This window comes from Streptomyces himalayensis subsp. himalayensis (assembly GCF_013778455.1).
Taxonomy (GTDB): Bacteria; Actinomycetota; Actinomycetes; order Streptomycetales; family Streptomycetaceae; genus Streptomyces; species Streptomyces himalayensis.
On record NZ_JACEHE010000007.1, the window covers coordinates 80440 to 96496 of the forward strand.

General features: G+C 69.8%; 17 protein-coding genes and 2 pseudogenes. 3 read left to right on the forward strand and 16 right to left on the reverse strand.

The window, feature by feature from the left end; genetic code table 11:
* Window positions 1–26: 26 nt before the first annotated feature.
* The 8 genes from H1D24_RS13780 to H1D24_RS13815 all read right to left on the reverse strand — a co-directional run bounded on the left by H1D24_RS13780 (window position 27) and on the right by H1D24_RS13815 (window position 7553).
* A complete protein-coding gene (locus tag H1D24_RS13780; RefSeq protein ID WP_181657797.1) occupies window positions 27–641 on the reverse strand; it encodes an SDR family NAD(P)-dependent oxidoreductase in 615 nt (204 codons plus the stop codon).
* On the reverse strand, window positions 638–1390 hold the full coding sequence (locus H1D24_RS13785; RefSeq protein ID WP_181657799.1) for an SDR family NAD(P)-dependent oxidoreductase: 753 nt from the start codon (window positions 1388–1390) through the stop codon (window positions 638–640). The genes H1D24_RS13780 and H1D24_RS13785 overlap by 4 nt, the downstream gene beginning before the upstream one ends.
* The gene (locus H1D24_RS13790) at window positions 1387–2358 is read right to left on the reverse strand and encodes a fumarylacetoacetate hydrolase family protein (RefSeq protein WP_181657800.1); all 972 of its coding nucleotides are present in this window, start codon (window positions 2356–2358) and stop codon (window positions 1387–1389) included. Before H1D24_RS13790 ends, H1D24_RS13785 begins: the two co-directional genes overlap by 4 nt.
* Before the next feature lie 94 nt (window positions 2359–2452).
* A complete protein-coding gene (locus H1D24_RS13795) occupies window positions 2453–3391 on the reverse strand; it encodes a VOC family protein (protein ID WP_181657801.1) in 939 nt (312 codons plus the stop codon).
* Window positions 3392–3396: 5 nt separating this feature from the next.
* The gene (locus H1D24_RS13800; RefSeq protein ID WP_181657803.1) at window positions 3397–4404 is read right to left on the reverse strand and encodes an amidohydrolase family protein; all 1008 of its coding nucleotides are present in this window, start codon (window positions 4402–4404) and stop codon (window positions 3397–3399) included.
* Entirely contained in the window at window positions 4401–5549 is a 1149-nt protein-coding gene (locus H1D24_RS13805; RefSeq protein WP_181657805.1) for an FAD-dependent oxidoreductase, read from the reverse strand. Before H1D24_RS13805 ends, H1D24_RS13800 begins: the two co-directional genes overlap by 4 nt.
* 34 nt (window positions 5550–5583) lie before the next feature.
* On the reverse strand, window positions 5584–6555 hold the full coding sequence (locus H1D24_RS13810; protein ID WP_181657807.1) for a cyclase family protein: 972 nt from the start codon (window positions 6553–6555) through the stop codon (window positions 5584–5586).
* Entirely contained in the window at window positions 6552–7553 is a 1002-nt protein-coding gene (locus H1D24_RS13815) for a fumarylacetoacetate hydrolase family protein (protein ID WP_181657809.1), read from the reverse strand. Before H1D24_RS13815 ends, H1D24_RS13810 begins: the two co-directional genes overlap by 4 nt.
* 127 nt (window positions 7554–7680) lie before the next feature.
* Between H1D24_RS13815 and H1D24_RS13820 the strand changes: the two are divergent.
* Window positions 7681–8621: pseudogene (locus H1D24_RS13820) on the forward strand (LysR family transcriptional regulator).
* A gap of 25 nt (window positions 8622–8646) precedes the next feature.
* Here H1D24_RS13820 and H1D24_RS13825 read toward each other — a convergent pair.
* The 8 genes from H1D24_RS13825 to H1D24_RS13860 all read right to left on the reverse strand — a co-directional run bounded on the left by H1D24_RS13825 (window position 8647) and on the right by H1D24_RS13860 (window position 14753).
* A complete protein-coding gene (locus tag H1D24_RS13825; protein ID WP_309484301.1) occupies window positions 8647–9435 on the reverse strand; it encodes an alpha/beta fold hydrolase in 789 nt (262 codons plus the stop codon).
* A 44-nt stretch (window positions 9436–9479) separates the two neighbouring features.
* Window positions 9480–10682, reverse strand: coding sequence for a thiolase family protein (locus tag H1D24_RS13830; RefSeq protein WP_181657812.1), 1203 nt, complete (start codon window positions 10680–10682; stop codon window positions 9480–9482).
* Window positions 10682–11323: a CoA transferase subunit B gene (locus H1D24_RS13835; protein WP_181657814.1), complete on the reverse strand. Its 642-nt coding sequence runs from the start codon at window positions 11321–11323 to the stop codon at window positions 10682–10684. Before H1D24_RS13835 ends, H1D24_RS13830 begins: the two co-directional genes overlap by 1 nt.
* Entirely contained in the window at window positions 11323–12105 is a 783-nt protein-coding gene (locus H1D24_RS13840; RefSeq protein ID WP_181657817.1) for a CoA transferase subunit A, read from the reverse strand. Before H1D24_RS13840 ends, H1D24_RS13835 begins: the two co-directional genes overlap by 1 nt.
* The gene (catC, locus tag H1D24_RS13845; protein ID WP_309484302.1) at window positions 12105–12401 is read right to left on the reverse strand and encodes a muconolactone Delta-isomerase; all 297 of its coding nucleotides are present in this window, start codon (window positions 12399–12401) and stop codon (window positions 12105–12107) included. The genes H1D24_RS13840 and catC overlap by 1 nt, the downstream gene beginning before the upstream one ends.
* A gap of 6 nt (window positions 12402–12407) precedes the next feature.
* Entirely contained in the window at window positions 12408–13262 is an 855-nt protein-coding gene (catA, locus tag H1D24_RS13850) for a catechol 1,2-dioxygenase (RefSeq protein WP_181657819.1), read from the reverse strand.
* Between the two features lie 70 nt (window positions 13263–13332).
* Window positions 13333–14436, reverse strand: coding sequence for a mandelate racemase/muconate lactonizing enzyme family protein (locus tag H1D24_RS13855; RefSeq protein WP_181657821.1), 1104 nt, complete (start codon window positions 14434–14436; stop codon window positions 13333–13335).
* Entirely contained in the window at window positions 14433–14753 is a 321-nt protein-coding gene (locus H1D24_RS13860) for a LysR substrate-binding domain-containing protein (RefSeq protein ID WP_258564067.1), read from the reverse strand. Before H1D24_RS13860 ends, H1D24_RS13855 begins: the two co-directional genes overlap by 4 nt.
* Between H1D24_RS13860 and H1D24_RS13865 the strand changes: the two are divergent.
* Both H1D24_RS13865 and H1D24_RS13870 read left to right on the forward strand, forming a co-directional pair.
* Window positions 14694–14981 (forward strand): annotated as a pseudogene (locus tag H1D24_RS13865) (DUF4442 domain-containing protein); the annotation flags it as partial. The gene H1D24_RS13860 and the pseudogene H1D24_RS13865 sit on opposite strands and share 60 nt — an antisense overlap.
* 143 nt (window positions 14982–15124) lie before the next feature.
* Window positions 15125–15787, forward strand: coding sequence for a DedA family protein (locus tag H1D24_RS13870; RefSeq protein WP_181657823.1), 663 nt, complete (start codon window positions 15125–15127; stop codon window positions 15785–15787).
* The last annotated feature ends 270 nt before the right edge of the window (window positions 15788–16057 follow it).

A 16057-nucleotide genomic window follows, 5' to 3' on the forward strand; every position in this document is an offset into this window, starting at 1 on the left:
GCTTCCTTTCGGTGTGCTGCGCTGGGTCAGTGTGCCGCGCCGGGCGTGACGGCGGACCGGCCGCCGTCGACGACCAGGTGGGTGCCGGAGATGTGCGACGCCTCGTCGGAGGCGAGGTAGACGGCGGCGTCGAGCACGCCGGGGCCGACGCTGTTGGCGCGGATGCCGTGCGGAGCTCCTTCCACGGCGATGTGCCAGGTCAGCTCGATCACGCCCCTCCTCCAGCTGTCGGTGAGGATGCAGCCGCGGCTGCGGACCAGATGTGACCAGGCCGCGTGGGCGGTCAGCCACACCGATTTCTGCTCGGCCCGCAGCGCGAAACCGCAGTCCGGCCGACCGTCGACGGAACCGAAGCGGACCGCGCCGGTGTTGGCGTAGACGATGTCAATCCCGCCGAAGGCGTCCACGGCGTCCTCGACCCATCTGTGCAGAGAGCCTTCGTCGGTGACGCCCAGGGGACCGGCGGTGAGGGCGATGCCGCCCTCGCGGGCGATGAGGCGCTGGGTCTCGACGGCCTCCTCGTGTAGCAGGTCGCCGCCGACCACGAGCGCGCCCTCCGCCGCGAAGCGCAACGCGACGGCTCGGCCGTGGTCCCCGGCGGTGCCGGAGACCAGGGCGACCTTGCCGTCGAGCCGTCTCACGATGTGCCCGCGCGCAGGGCGTCGGACACGGACTTGACGCCGCCGTGCGCGGTCAGGCCGCCGTCTACAGGGATCTCCGCCCCTGTGATGAACGACGACTCGTCCGACAGCAGGAACGCGACCAGCGGGGCGACCTCGTCGACGGTTCCGGTGCGCCCCAGAGGTGTCTCACGGATGTTGGACTCGCGGAACGCGGGTGCGGCGGACGCGGTCATCTCGGTCTCGATGTAGCCGGGGTGGATGGTGTTGACGCGGATACCGCGCGGCCCGAGCTCCATGGCGGCGACGCCGGACAGACCCCGCAGCCCCCATTTGCTGGCGGTGTACGCGATCGGGTAGTGGGCGGTCAGGGCCGCGGTGGAGCCGACGTTGACGATCGAAGCACCGGAGGGCATCAGCGGGGCGAGGTGCTGGATGCCGAGCAGCGGGCCGGTGACGTTTACGGTGTGCACCCGATCGAAGTCCTCGGCGTGTACGTCCTCGAGCCGCGCCCGCCAGGTGATGCCGGCGTTGTTGACCAGGCCGTGCACGTGGCCGTAGGCCCTCTTCAGGTCGGCGGCGAGCTCGGCCCAATCGCTCTCGCTGGCGACATCGAGACGGCGGCAGTCGCCCTCCGGCCGTACGTCGGTGGCGATTACCCGCGCGCCCTCACGGGTGAGCACCTGAGCCTCGGCGGCGCCCTGACCCCGCGCCGCACCAGTGACGACGATGACCTTTCCCGCGAGCCTCTTGCGGTACAGGTCGCTCATGACCGCTCCCGGCTCCGGCGCCGGCCTGTGGGAAGCGGCACCGGATCGGCGCCGGGCACAACGGTGTTGGACACGCTGCCGATGCCTTCGACGGTGAGCGTCACGGTGTCGCCGGGCTGCAGGGGCGGTGGGGTCTGTTCGCCGCGCAGGCCCCAGAGTTCGGCGAGGCAGCCGCCGTTGCCGCAGGTGCCGGAGCCGAGGACGTCGCCGGGGACGACACGGGTGCCGCGCGAGGCGTACGCGACCATCTCCTCGAACGTCCAGCTCATGTTGGACAGCAGATCCCTGCCGACGACTTCGCCGTTGACCTCGGCGGTGAGCGCGAGCCGCAGGAAGCCTTCGGCGTCGCGGTAGCCGTCCAGTTCGTCGGCGGTCACCAGGTAGGGGCCGAGGGTGTTGGCGGTGTCCTTCGCCTTGCAGGGGCCGAGGCCGACCTTCATTTCGGCGGACTGGAGGTCGCGGGCCGACCAGTCGTTGAAGACCGTGTAGCCGACGATGTGGTCGCGCGCCTGCTCGGGTGTGAGGTCGCTGCCTTCGCGGCCGATGACGGCGGCGACTTCGAGCTCGAAGTCCAGGGCCGCGGAGCCGGGCGGCATCGGGATGTCGTCGCCCGCTCCGAACACGGCGTGCGGGTTGGTGAAGTAGAAGGTCGGCGCCGCATACCACTGCTCGGGAACGCCGACGGCGCTCTGTACGGAACGCCGTACGCCCTCGACGTGCTCCTCGAACGTCACGAAGTCCCGTACGGAGGACGGCTGGAGCGGAGGCAACAGCCGTACGTCGGAGACGTTCGGACCGGGAGGCACGTCCAGGGCGACAGCGCCGGCGGCGAGCAGCCCGGGCAGGCCGCCGGCATCGGCGATCAGGGCGCTGAGTGAGCTGACGCCGGGCAGTGGATAGAGAGTGCCGTCCTCTTCCACGACGGCGACACGGGTGTGGTGCCGATGTACGTAGGTGGCGAAACGCATCGTGCGGCTCCTGACGGGCTGGGCCCAGGGGCGCGGCGTGGTGGCAGTTAGGGCATTGACAGGTCACCGCGCGCCCCCGGGAGTCGGGGTGGGATCAGACCGGCGGGGCGATGAACACGCCGCGGTCCGGGTCGTTGAAGGACTCCTTGGCGACGATCTCGTTCATCGCGTTGGCGGTGCCCCACTGGTCGGTGACCTCGGGCTGCGAGAAGTCGTAGACATGCGGGTGCCAGGTGTCCTCGTCGAGCAGCTCCAACTCCGTCGTGTACTCCACGGTGTTGCCGTGCGGGTCGAGGAAGTACGTGAAGGTGTTGTCGCCCGCCATGTGCCGGCCCGGACCCCAGACCTTCTTGAACCCGGCGCGCATCACCCGGCCCGAACCCCGCATGTACTCGTCGATGCCGCGCATCTCGAAGGAGACGTGGTGCAGGGCGGTGTGCGGGCCCTGGGCGATCGCCATCGAGTGGTGCTGGTTCGAGATCCGCATGAAGTGCATCACCTCGCCCATGTGCGGCGAGCTCAGGGTGTCCGAGAGCGCGAAGCCGAGGTGGCGCTCGTACCACTCCCGAGTGCGGTTCAGATCGGGGGAGTTGAGGACCACGTGGGAGAGCTTGACCGGGATGGCCTCCTTCTCCTCGATCTTGCGGTGCTGCCTGACCTCGACGTCGGCGGAGACCTCGATGGTGCGGCCGTCGACGTCGAAGAAGCGGAAGCCGTAGCCGCCGCCGGGGGTGTCGACCTTGCCCGGTTGGGAGATCAACTGCACGCCGCCCGCCAGGAGTTGCTCGGCCAGAGTGTCCACGTCGGCGGGTGAAGCGGCCCCGTACGAGACGAGGTCCAGGCGCTTCTCCTCGGCCTTGCGCAGCCGTACGACGTACTGCTCGGGCGAGCCCTCGGCGGCCAGGAAGGAGAGGCCGGAGTCCTCGGCGACCTTGGTCAGGCCCCAGACGCCGGCGTAGAAGTCGAGCTGCTTGTCGTAGTCGGGCACGGCGAGGTCGACGTGCCGCAGGTGGGTGAGCAGACGTCCGCTCATGGCGATCAGTCCTTCCGGATACGGAGGAGGGCGGCCGCGTTGCCGCCGCGTACGGCGTGGAAGTCGGCGTCGGGCAGATGCGCGGCGCGCAGCGCGCCGAGCGGGTCGTCGGCGCCCATGTCGAAGGGGAAGTCGGAGCCGAGCAGCACCCGGTCCGCGCCGGCCACGCGCACCAACTCCCGTAGTACGTCCGGGTCGTGGACGAGCGAGTCGAACCAGAGGCGCTTGAGGTAGCTGCTGGGCAGGTGGGCGCAGCCGGATCCGGCGTCGGAGCGGGCCTCCCAGGCGTGGTCGGCGCGGCCGATATGGGTGGGCAGGTAGCCGCCGCCGTGCGCTACGACGATCTTCAGGCCGGGGTGGCGGTCGAGGACGCCGGAGAAGATCAGGTGCGAGAGGGCGACGGCGTTCTCGGTGGGCTGGCCGACCGAGTTGGACAGGTACCACTGGTCGAGGCGCTCGTCGAGGGTGCAGCCGAAGGGGTGCAGGAAGACGACCGCGCCGGTCTCCTCCGCGCGGGACCAGAAAGCTTCGTAGTCCGGATCGGACAGTTCACGTCCCGGGGCGTGGCTGGAGATCTCGACGCCCAACAGGCCGCATTCCAGGGCGTGATCGAGGGCGGGGGCCGTGAGCTGCGGGTGCTGGAGTGGCACGAGGCCGAGTCCGCGGAGCCGGTCCGGAGCCGGTGAACAATGTGCCGCGGTCGCCTCGTTGGCCAGGCGGAACACCTTGTCGGCGCTCTCCTCGTCGGCCCAGTAGTGGTAGTGCGAGGGGGATGGACTGACCAGCTGGACGTCCACGCCCTGTGCGTCCATTGCGGCCAGCCGTGCGGTGACGTCCGTCAGCTTCGGGAAGCGCTCGCGCACCATGGGCCCGTTGACGGCCAGAGCTGCCGGGCCGTTACGGCGGGCGTCCAGAGCCCTAGCCTCGGCAAGCCCCGGCAGGCCGTCGACCATCGCCTCGATCTCGGGCAGCAGGACATGGGCGTGCACATCGACGGTGGGGGGTGTTGTCATGGAAGCTCCCGGAGCATGGTCATGGTGCGGCCCATCAGGCCCGGTACATCGGCGTCACGGACTCCGTCGAGCTGCCACTGGCCGATCTGCACGGAGGCCTCCACGACGGGTCGTACGCGGGCGATGCGCCGTTCGTAGTACGCCTGGAGGAGCGCGTCGTCCCAGTCCTCGGCGTCCTCGGCGTCCTCGGCGGTCAGCATCTGCGCGAGCACCCAGGCGTCCTCCATCGACAGGGCCGCGCCCTGGGCGAGGGTCGGCGGGCAGCAGTGCGCGGCGTCGCCGACCAGGACGACCCGGCCGCGGTGCCAGGAACCCTCGACCAACAGCCGGTCGAACCAGGTGTAGTTGACCTGCGCCGGGTCGGTGATGTGCGCGGTGATCTCGGGCCAGTGGCCGCCGTAGTGCTGTGCCAGGGACCGCATCTCGTCCGCGTACGAGGCCCGCGGGATGGAGCCGCGGTCGCGGTTGGCCTCGACCACGTACGCGTACAGCGTGGTGGCGCTGGTCGGGCAGTAGCCGGCGATGTACGCAGGGCCGCCGTACGCGAGATCGGTACGGGTCACCCCGGCCGGGCGGGGCGCCGCGATGCGCCAGATCGCCATGCCGGTGGGCTCGGGCTTGTCCGTGATGCCGATGGCCGCGCGGGTGGCGGAACCCAGGCCGTCGGCGGCGATCACCAGGTCGTAGCGGCCTTCGGTGCGGTCGCTGAAGCGGACGGTCACGCCGTCGCCATCGGACTGGTCGAGGGATTCGGCGCGCACGCCCAGTCTGACGCCGGCACCGCTCGCGCGGACGGCCTCGATGAGGATGCTCTGCAGCTGCGGGCGCTGCATGCCGACGGTGGCGGGCAGGTCGTCGCCGCCCGTGCGCAGGTCCTCGGCGACATGCAGGACGGTGCCGTCCGGGGTGGTGATGCCGACCGAGCCGAAGCCGAACCCAGACTTCTCCACCTGCTCCCACACGCCGAGTTCGCGCAGCACGCGCAGGGCGTTGCCCTGGAGGGTGATGCCGGACCCGGCGGTGGCGTTCCAGTCGTCCTTCGCCTCGATCAGGTCGACCGCGATCCCGGCGCGGCGCAGTAGGATCGTCGCCGCGCTGCCGGCCGCGCCGCCACCGATGACGAGGACCGTGCGGGGTGTGTTCATAGGGAACTCCCTTGTTCCGTACGGGGAATGAGGGCTACTTCACGGCGATCGGGTTGACGGGCGAGCCGACCGCGCCGGTGATCGGCAGGGGAGCGGCCGTGAGCCAGAACTCGTACACACCGTCGTCGGCACAGTCCGCGGCGAGCGCGTCCAGGTCCCACATCTCGCCGATGAGCAGGCCGATGTGCGGGATGGCGACCTGGTGCAGCGGCTGGAAGGCGGGCTCGAACTCGTTCGGGCGGACCTCGAAGCCCCAGGTGTCGGTGGCGATCGCGGCGATCTCGGTGCGGTGCAGCCAGCCAGCCGTGGTGAAGGACAGTCCGGGCGCGTCACCGCCCGCGTATTCCCCCCAGCCGTCACGCATGACCCGGGTCAGCTGGCCAGTACGCACGAGCACGAGGTCGCCGCGCCCCACCGTCACCCCGTGCGCCCCAGCGGTGCGGTTCAGGTGCTCCTCGGTGACGGCGAAGCCGTCGGGCAGCTCGCCGTTGTCACCGATTAGACGGCCCACATCAAGGAGCACGCCGCGCCCGGCCACGTACGGGGCCATGTGCTCGATACCCGTGACCTGGTCGCCTTCGGAAGTGACGACCTTCTCCGCGTCCCGGCCGTTCCAGGCTTTGCCGTGGTCGAAGATGTGGCCGAGCCCGTCCCACTGCGTGGAGCACTGCAGCGGCATGGCGATCACGTCGTCGGCGCCGCCGAGTCCGTGCGGGAAGGGCTGGTGGCCGAGGGCCGCGTCCATGCCGGTGTCGAGCATCGTGTGGACCGGGTTGGTGCGGCGCCGCCAGCCCTTCTGCGGACCGTTCGTATCGAAGGGCTGGGAGAGCGAGAAGCTGACGCCCCGCCGCACGAGGGCGGCCCCTTCGCGGCGCTTGGCCTCGTCGAGGAAGTTGAGGGTGCCGAGGCGGTCGTCCTCGCCCCAACGGCCCCAGTTCGAGTACGCCTTGGCGGCCTCGGCTATCGCACCAGCAGGATTGCTGCGGTCCAGAGATTCGGTGCTCATGAGGTCACCTCCGCCACGCAGCGGGTGCGCTGGGCGCCGAGCCCCGTGATGGAGCCGTCCATGACATCGCCGTCGCGCAGTAGCCGGCCCCAGTGCATGCCGTTGCCGGCCGGTGAACCCGTCAACACCAGGTCGCCGGGCAGGAGTTGGGCGGACTGCGAGGCGTAGGACACCATGCGCGCCACGTTGAAGATCATGTCCTTGGTGGACTCGTCCTGCATGGTCTCGCCGTTGAGCTTGAGCGTGATCCGCAGGTCGTCCGGGTGCGCGATCGACTCGGCCGGAATAATCCACGGGCCGAGCGGGGTGAACCCAGGGGCGTTCTTGCTGCGCAGCCAGTCCGTGCCGATCTGCGGCATGTCCCGGCGGAATACGGTGGCCCGGTCGGTGAGGTCGTTGGCGATCGTGTAGCCGGCGACGTACCCCAGGGCCTCCTCGACCGACACCCGGTGCGCCGGTCGGCCGATCACGGCGGCCAGCTCCAGCTCCCAGTCCGGCTTCTCGGCCCACGCGGGCAGCGCCACATCGTCGTAAGGGCCGGTGATCGCGCTCGGCAGACCGATGAACACGTACGGCAGATCCTCCTGCGCCCGCCGGTCCATGAGCTCCGCCGCTTCCGCGCGGCGCTCCGCGTCGGGGCGGTCGTCGCCGGGAGCGCGATGGGCCACATGCAGGTCGATCACATGCTGGCGGTAGTTCGCACCCGACTGGAACACCTGCCGTGGAGCGATGGGCGCGTGTACGCGGAGGTCAGCGAGGGGAGTGCGGGGCAGAGCGCCCACGGAGGCCAGTGCGCGCAGCTGCGGCAGGGCCTTCTCCCAGCGGTCCAGGATGTCCAGCGAGGTCAGCTGCTCGTCGCCGAGTGCGTGCCGCAGGTCCACGGCGAACCCGTCGGGCGTGACCAGGGCGGGGAACTGCGGGCCGTCCGGGACCGAGAGGGTCGCGAGGGCGAACGGGCCGGCGAAGAGTGGAGATGCGGGTTCAGGTTTCACGAACATGTCCTCCCGATTGCGGTGTGACTAATCTGAACCCCGCACCCGCGATCAGGGAAATAGATGTTATGGATGATCACTATCCATGCCATCGATTCCTGCTGGTCGTAGCCGCATCGCTAAGGGGAAGTACGTGAATTTGGCCCGCCTCGACCTCAACCTCGTCGTCGCGCTGCGTGCGCTGCTAGAAGAGCGCAACGTCACCCGGGCCGGCGCGCGCGTCGGTTTGAGCCAGCCCGCCATGAGTGCGGCCCTGTCCCGGCTGCGCCGCCACTTCGACGACGACCTGCTGGCCCGCGTCGGTGGTCGCTATAACTCACTGCCCTCGGCCAAGTGCTGCTCGACCGTACGTTCACGGCCTATGACGTGCTGGAACGCCTCTTCGCCAGCCAAGCCGACTTCAACCCGGCGGAGGAGACACGTGAGTTCAAGCTGATCGCTTCGGACTACGCCGTCGCTGTCTTCGGCACCGAACTCGCCCGCGTCGTGCATGAGGAGGCCCTCGGCATCCGGCTGCGCTTCACCCAGACACCGGCCACCGTGGTCGACAACACCGCCACCCTGCTGAGCGCCGTGGACGGACTGCTCATGCCACACGGCATCATCAGCGACTTCCCCGCCACGGAACTCTACGACGACCGCTGGGTGTTTCTCGTCGCCGACGATCACCCAGGCGTTGAGGACGGCCTCACGGCGGAGGACCTGTCCCGGTTGCCCTGGGTCACCTATCAGCGCACATACGACGCGCCGGCCGTGCGTCAGCTCGGCATGCTCGGCGTGGAGCCGCATGTCGAAGTCTCCGTCGACAGCTTCCAGTTGTTGCCGCTCCTGGTCGCGGGCACGCGGCGGATCGCCCTGATCCAGGCGCGCCTCGCCCATCTGCTCGCCCCGATCGCTTCCGTACGCCTCGTGGAGCCTCCGTACGAGGCCATTCCGTTGCGGGAGGCCCTGTGATGGCATCCGGTGCACACGCACGACGCCGCCCACATCTGGCTGCGGGAGACGGCCATGCGGGTCGGCAGGCGACTCGCGGATCAACCTGAGGCGGAGGGGGTTGCGGGCCCCGTGCAGTGAGCTGGATATAGGGGAGTGCCGGAACTCATGTGCTGAGACTCGTCAATTGAGAGGAAAGCACGTCCTGGAGCGCCTCGGGCTGTTCGGCGGCGAGGTGTCCGCAGGCGAGGATCTCCAAGGTGGCGTGTGGGATGCCTCGTGCCAGTTCCTGGGCATGCGCCAGCGGCGTGGCCGAGTCCTGAGCGCCGCCGACGACAAGCGTGGGAGCGGTGATCCGGGCCAGCTCCGGTCGTAGGTCGTACGCGGCGAGGGCGTCGCAGCAGGCCGCGTAGCCGACCGGGTCGGCATCGGCCAGGTTGCCGAGCAGCGTACGGCCGAGGGGGGTGTCGGCGATCGCCGGCGTGGCGAACCAACGGCCCGGGCTGGTCTCAAGGAGGGGACCGGTGCCCTTGAGCCGTACGAGGTCGGCGCGAGCGCGCCAGGCGTCCGGGGGCCCGAAGTGCGCGGAGGAGCAGACGATTGCCAGCGATCGGACGCGGTCGGGGTGGTGAGTGGCGAGGTGGGCCCCGATGGCGCCTCCCAGGGAGATGCCCGCGTAGTGGAATCCGTCCCAGCCGTGGTGGTCGACGAGGTCCAGGACCAGCGCCGCGAGGTCGTCGACCGTGGTGCGGCCGGGCTCGGCACGCGGGAGGAGACCGGCACCCGAGCGCCCGTGCCCGGGGAGGTCGAAGCGCAGCACCTGGAACCGGCGTGCCAGGGTGGGCAAAAGGGGTTCCCAGACCGCCATGGACGTGCCCAGGGACGGGCCCAGTACCAGCGGCGGTGCGCCGGTGGGGCCGGTGAGGTGGTGATGCAGCAGACGGGACGCGGGCACGGGGGCTCCAACGCGCATGGTGTGTCTGGCGTTTCGTGGTGTGGCTAGCGTTCGAGGAGGAGCGCGAGGCCTTGGCCGACACCGATACACAAGGTGGCGACGCCAACTCCGCCTCCACTGCGGGCGAGTTGGTGGGCCACGGTGCCGGCCAGGCGGGCGCCGGAGGCGCCGAGCGGGTGGCCGAGGGTGATGGCGCCGCCCTGGGGGTTGAGGATCGCGGGATCGAACTCGGGCCATTCGGCGAGACATCCAAGAACCTGGGCGGCGAAGGCCTCGTTGAGTTCGAGGATGGAGAGGTCGTCGAAACGTCGGCCCGCCTTGGCGAGTGCGCGGTGCACGGCCTCGACCGGGGCAAGCCCGAAGTAGTGCGGCTCGATGGCCGACACACCGACCGCACCCACGCGGGCGAGCGGTTCACGGCCGGTTGCCTTGAGGCCCTCCTCGTTTACCAGGAGCAGCGCGGCGGCGCCGTCGTTGAGAGGCGAGGCGTTGCCCGCGGTGACCGTGCCGCCCTCGGCGCGGAAGGACGGCTTGAGCCTCGCCATCGCCTCCGCCGACGCATCGCCACGCACGCTCTCGTCGGCGGCGAAGACGTACGGCTCACCCTTGCGCCGAGGAACGGTCACGGGCGTCAACTCGGCGTCGAACAGCCCCTCTTCCTGTGCCGTAACCGCCTTGCGATGGCTGCGCAGGGCGAACTCGTCCTGCTGGGCACGGCTGATCTTGTGCTTCTCGGCGATCAACTCCGCGCTCTCGCCCAGGGGGATCGTCCATTGCGGTTCCATCCTTGGGTTGACCATGCGCCAGCCCAAGGTGCTCGAGAACAGCTCGGTGTGCCCGGCGGGGAAGGGCCTGTCCGACTTGGGAAGTACGTAGGGTGCCCGGGTCATCGACTCCACCCCGCCCGCCACGGCGATGGAGGCGTCCCCGACGGCAATCGCCCGGGCCGCCTGGATCACGGCCTCGAGCCCCGATGCGCACAGCCGGTTGACGGTGACCCCCGGTACGGAGGTGGGCAGCCCCGCGAGGAGCGCTGCCATCCTGCCCACGTTCCGGTTCTCCTCGCCGGCGCCGTTGGCGTTGCCGAAGTACACGTCCTCGATCCGGGACGGGTCCAACGAGGGTGTACGGGCGAGGAGTTCGCGGACCGCGTGGGCGGCCAGGTCGTCCGGGCGGACGCTCGCCAGCGCGCCGTCGTAGCGGCCGATGGGAGTCCGTACGGCATCGACGATGTACACGGCGTTCATCACGCGTCCTCCGCGACGGTCAGTTCGGCGCCGGTCCTGGAGGCGAGCTCCTCGGCTGTGACGCCCGGGGCGGTCTCGATCAGCACCAGCCCGCTGTCCGTGACATCGAGCACGCCCAGATCGGTGATGATCCGATTCACGCACGCTCTGTCGGTGAGCGGCAGCGTGCACTCGTCGAGGATCTTCGGGGAACCGTCCTTCGCGGCGTGCGTCATCACGACGATCACCGTGCGGGCGCCGTGCACGAGGTCCATCGCCCCGCCGATCCCGGTGATCATCTTTCCAGGGACCGCCCAGTTGGCCAGATCGCCCTTCGCCGAGACCTGCATGGCGCCGAGGACGGCGACGTCGATGTGCCCGCCGCGGATCATCCCGAACGACAAGGACGAATCGAAATAGGAGGCACCGGGCAGGACCGTGACGGTTTCCTTGCCGGCGTTGATCAGGTCCGCATCGACCTGCTCCTCCGTGGGATACGGGCCCGTGCCCAGGATGCCGTTCTCGGACTCGAGGATCACCTCGACGTCCGGCGGAAGGTGATTGGGGATCAAGGTCGGCAGCCCGATGCCGAGATTGACGTACTGTCCGTGCCGCAGATCGCGCGCGGCCCGCGCGGCCATCTGCTCACGCGTCCAGGCCATCAGGTGCTCACCGTCCCTCGTACCGCAGGCGCGGAAACCGTACGCCGCTCGATCTTCTTGTCGGCGGCCTGCTCCGGCGTGAGCGCGAGGACCCGCTGGACGAAGATCCCCGGCAGATGCACGGTGTCCGGGTCGATCTCGCCCGGTTCCAGGAGCTCCTCCACCTCGGCGATCGTCACGCGGCCCGCCGTTGCCGCCAGCGGGTTGAAGTTCCGGGCGGACTTCCTGAAAACGAGGTTCCCGTGCCGGTCTCCCTTCCAGGCCCTCACGAGCGCGAAGTCGGTCCGGATGCCGTGCTCGAGCACGTACTCCGTTCCGTCGAACTCCCGCACCTCCTTCGGCGGCGAGGCGAGCGCGACACCGCCGTCGCCGTCGTAGCGCCAGGGCAGTCCGCCCTCGGCGACCTGCGTGCCCACGCCTGCCGGGGTGTAGAACGCGGGTATCCCGGCGCCGCCGGCGCGCAGCCGCTCGGCCAGCGTGCCCTGCGGGATCAGCTCCACCTCCAGCTCACCGGCCAGGTACTGGCGGGCGAACTCCTTGTTCGCCCCGATGTACGACCCGGTGACCTGGGCGATCCGGCCCGCCGCAAGGAGCACGGCGAGCCCGGAGTCCATCGCCCCGCAGTTGTTCGACACCACGCTCAGCCCCGACACCCCGCGGTCGTACAAGGCCTCGATCAGCACGGTTGGCACACCGCTGAGGCCGAAACCGCCGACCGCCAGCGATGCGCCGTCCGCCACATCGGCCACCGCTTCCAGGGCCGTGCCGACTTCCTTGTCCATCACGCGCCTACGCCGTCGGCGGCCAGGTCGGACGGATGCTGAGCCAGGGGTGTCACGTCGACCTTCATGTAGGGGAAGAGGGGGAGGTTCCACAGGATCCGGTGCAGAGCGTCGTTGCCCGCGACATCGAAGACGCTGACGTTGGCGTACTGGCCCACGCAGCGCCAGATGTGCACCCATTCACCCGACTTCTGGAGCTCCTGGCAGTACGCCTTCTCGCGTGCCACCAGGTCGGCGCGGACCTCGGGATCGAGGTCGCGCGGAATATCGACGTTCATCCGTACCGCGAAGAGCACCGCGCATCACGCCTTGTCGAGGACGAAGTCGTACGTGACCTCGTTGCCGTCGCCGTCCGCGACCGGGGTCGGGGCGAGGATGAGTTCGGGCTTCACGGCCGAGGCGATGTCGTCCTCGACGTGGCTGCCACCCTGGAAGTACAGCTGCGTGGTGATGAGTTGGTGGCCCGGCGCGGACACCTTCAGGTGGAGGTGCGCGGGGCGCCACGCGTGCCAGCCCGCGGCGGCGATGAGCCGGCCGCACGAGCCGTCGGTCGGTATCTGGTACGGGGCGGGCTCGACGGTGTGGATCCCGAAGCGGCCCTGGTCGTCGGCGATGACCGTGCCGCGCAGGTTCCACTCGGGCAGACCGGGGGCGAACTGGGAGTAGTAGCCGTCGCTGTCCGCATGCCAGATCCCCACCGTGGCGCCGGACAGCGGTGTGCCGTCGACGCCCGTCACCTGGCCCTGGAAGAGCAGCGGGGTCCCCTCCTCCGCGTCGCGCATCGGGAGGGTCGCCTCGGCGGGCAGGACCGGGGCGCCAGGGATGTAGTAAGGGCCCTCGATGGTGCCCTTGCTGCCCTCGCGGTTCTCGTTCGCGACCTCCTCCACGACGTGCTCCAGCCACACGTCGAGGAACAGCGGCCACTCGCCGTCCTCGCCGACCTGGATCAGCCAGGACTTGAGCGCGTCGTACTCGGCGTAGGTCACCTTGTGGCGCCGGATGATCTCGTGGGCGGAGGCGAGGAGTTCGGAGACCAGTGTGTCGACGCGCTTGGTGTCGACGTCGGCCGCATTCGTCCGCTGCTTGTTGCGGAACTGCTCGGTGGCGGCGGCTCCGGACGCGGCCGCGGTGGCCTGCTCGGTGGTGATGTCGGTCATGGGTGTTCCCGTCCCTGAGAAGAGTGTCGACTGGATGTGGGTCAGCTGGAGGGGGTGGCGGCCGGAGTTGTCAGCGGTCCTGGCGGTAGCGGGCCAGCTTGTCCGGATCGATGTCGATGCCGAGACCGGCGCCCTCGCGGATGCGCAGGGCGCCGCCCTCGATGGTCAGCGGCTCGGTGAGGAGGTCGTCGGTCATGTCGAGGAAGTTCGACAGCTCGCCGGCGTGCTGCGCGGTGGACCGGTGGGCGGCGCCGAAGGCGACCGAGCACAAGGTGCCGATCTGACCATCGATCTGATTGCCCATCACCACCTCCACGCCCAGGCCCTCGCACTCGTGCAGCACGCGCTGCGAGGCGGTGAACCCGGTGCGGGCGGTCTTGATGCTGATCGCGGTGGCGGAACCGCCGAGGAGTTCACGGGTGACCTCGGCGGCCCGGGTGGCGCTCTCGTCCGCGATGAACGGGACAGGACTCTGGGCGACCAGCCAGCGCCTGCCCAACACGTCGTCGGCGGGGCAGAGTTCCTCGGCGAAGGTCAGGCCGAGGTCGGACATCTCCCGTAGCGCCCGCGCGGATTCGGAGGCGCTCCAGCCGCGGTTGCCGTCGATGTAGAGCTCGACGTCCGGGCCGAGTGCCTCGCGCAGCGCCCGGCACGCCGAGACGTCGTCGGTGTACGGCCGTCGTCCGACCTTCACCTTGAACGTGGTGATGCCATGGGTGTCCCGGATGCGTTCCGCCTCGGCGACCATCTCCGCGGCCGGTGCGAAGCCGACCATGTGACTGACCCGCATGCGGTCCGTGTAGCCGCCGAGAAGCCCGGAGACCGGCATGCCCGCGGCCTGGCCGAGGACGTCCCACAGCGCCATGTCGATGGCGGCCTTCGCGGTCGGGTTGCCCACGGTCCGGTCCAGCTTGGCGTGGACGGCCTCGCGTTCCAGGGCGGTCAGGCCCAGGATCTGCGGGCAGAAGATCTTGTCGATCACCGCGATGATCGATTCCTGTGTCTCGCCGTACGTGTACGGGCGGGGCGGAGCCTCAGCTGTCCCGACCAGGCCCTCGTCAGTGTGCACCCTGACCAGTACATGGTCGGCGGTACGCACCTCGCCGCTCGCGAACTTCAGGGGTTTCGCGTAAGGAATGGCGAACGGTATGGCCTCTACGTTGACGATCTTCATGCCACTCCTTCAGGTCCTTCGAGAAAGACGTCGTTCTGCTCCAGCACCTTGAGGAGATTCCGCAGCAGGGGTGATGCGTCGTCGGCCCGCCAGGCCAGGGCGAGGGGGACGGGCAGCGCGTCCTCGATGTCCTTGCACAGCACGCCCTCGCGCGGCGCCGAGCGGACGGAGTCCGGCAGGACGGCGATGCCGAGGCCCGCGGCGACCAGGGCCAGGGCGGCCGAGGTCTCGGTGACCTCGTAGGCGCGCTGCGGACGATGTTCACGCTGGGTGAGTCCGCCAGCGGGGCGATCGTGCTCGCCGCCTTCGGGGACCAGCTCACACGGGCGGTGCCGCTCGCCGTCAGTGCCGACATCGCGTACAAGAAGCTCGCGATGGGCCGCGTGACCGCCACGGCGACCCTCGGCCGTCCGGCCGCCGACGTGATCGCCGAACTCGACGCCGGGCAGCGGCCCGAGTTCCCGGTGGCGATCGCCATCCAGCGCGAGGACGGCGCCGTCACGGGCGAGATGACCGTCGTGTGGACCCTCCGCCCCAACGGGTGAGGTCGCCGAGACGCAGGGGTGCCAGGTACCTCCCCGGACTGCGCCGCGGTCGAGTGACCGAAGCCAGCAGGTAGGCTGCCCGCACGCGCGCCCGAAAGCGGGAGCGCAAGCCGGGTCGACGCAGAGAACGGGAGGGACCGGCGTTGCACGTCCAGGAGTGGCTCGAGACCGTACCGGCGGTCAGCATCTATGCCCTGGTGGGCGTCATCATCGGTCTGGAGAGCCTGGGCATCCCGCTGCCGGGCGAGATCATCCTCGTCTCGTCCGCGCTGCTCGCCTCCCAGCACGGTGACATCGACCCCGTCGTCCTCGGCGCCTGTGCCACCGCGGGAGCGATCATCGGTGACTCCATCGGCTACGCGATCGGGCGCAAGGGCGGACGTCCCCTGCTGACCTGGCTCGGCCGCAGGTTCCCGAAGCACTTCAGCGAGGCCAACGTCGCGACCGCCGAGCGGTCCTTCGAGAAGTGGGGCATGTGGGCCGTGTTCTTCGGCCGCTTCGTCGCCCTGCTGCGCATCTTCGCCGGCCCGCTCGCGGGCGTCCTGCGCATGCCGTACTGGAAGTTCCTGATCGCTAACGTGTTCGGCGGCATTCTCTGGGCCGGCGGCACCACCGCGGTGATCTACTACGTGGGTGTCGTCGCCGAGTCGTGGCTGAAGCGGTTCTCGTGGCTCGGCCTCGTCCTCGCCGTGGGCATCGGCCTTACGTCGATGCTGATCCTCAAGAGGAAGACGAAGAAGGCCGCGGCCGAGACGGTGCGGGCACCGGAGTCCCCCGAGCCGCAGCCCGTCCCCGTCGGCGACTGATCGCGACTCACCGGGATTGACCGCGACTCACTGGACTGACCAGGACTTACCTGGACTGGCCAGGGCTCATCGGAGGGTCATCGGGACTGACCAGGATTCATGGGGACTGGCCAGGACTCATGGGGGCTGAGCAGGACTCATGGGGACTGACCCCGGCGACCACCGGTCCTCCCGCACGATCCCGCCGGTTGTGATCTTCGCCCCAGCAGACGCCCGTACCCGCACGCGTCCCATACGGTGCTCTCGGCGTGGCGTACCAGCGGTGAGGAG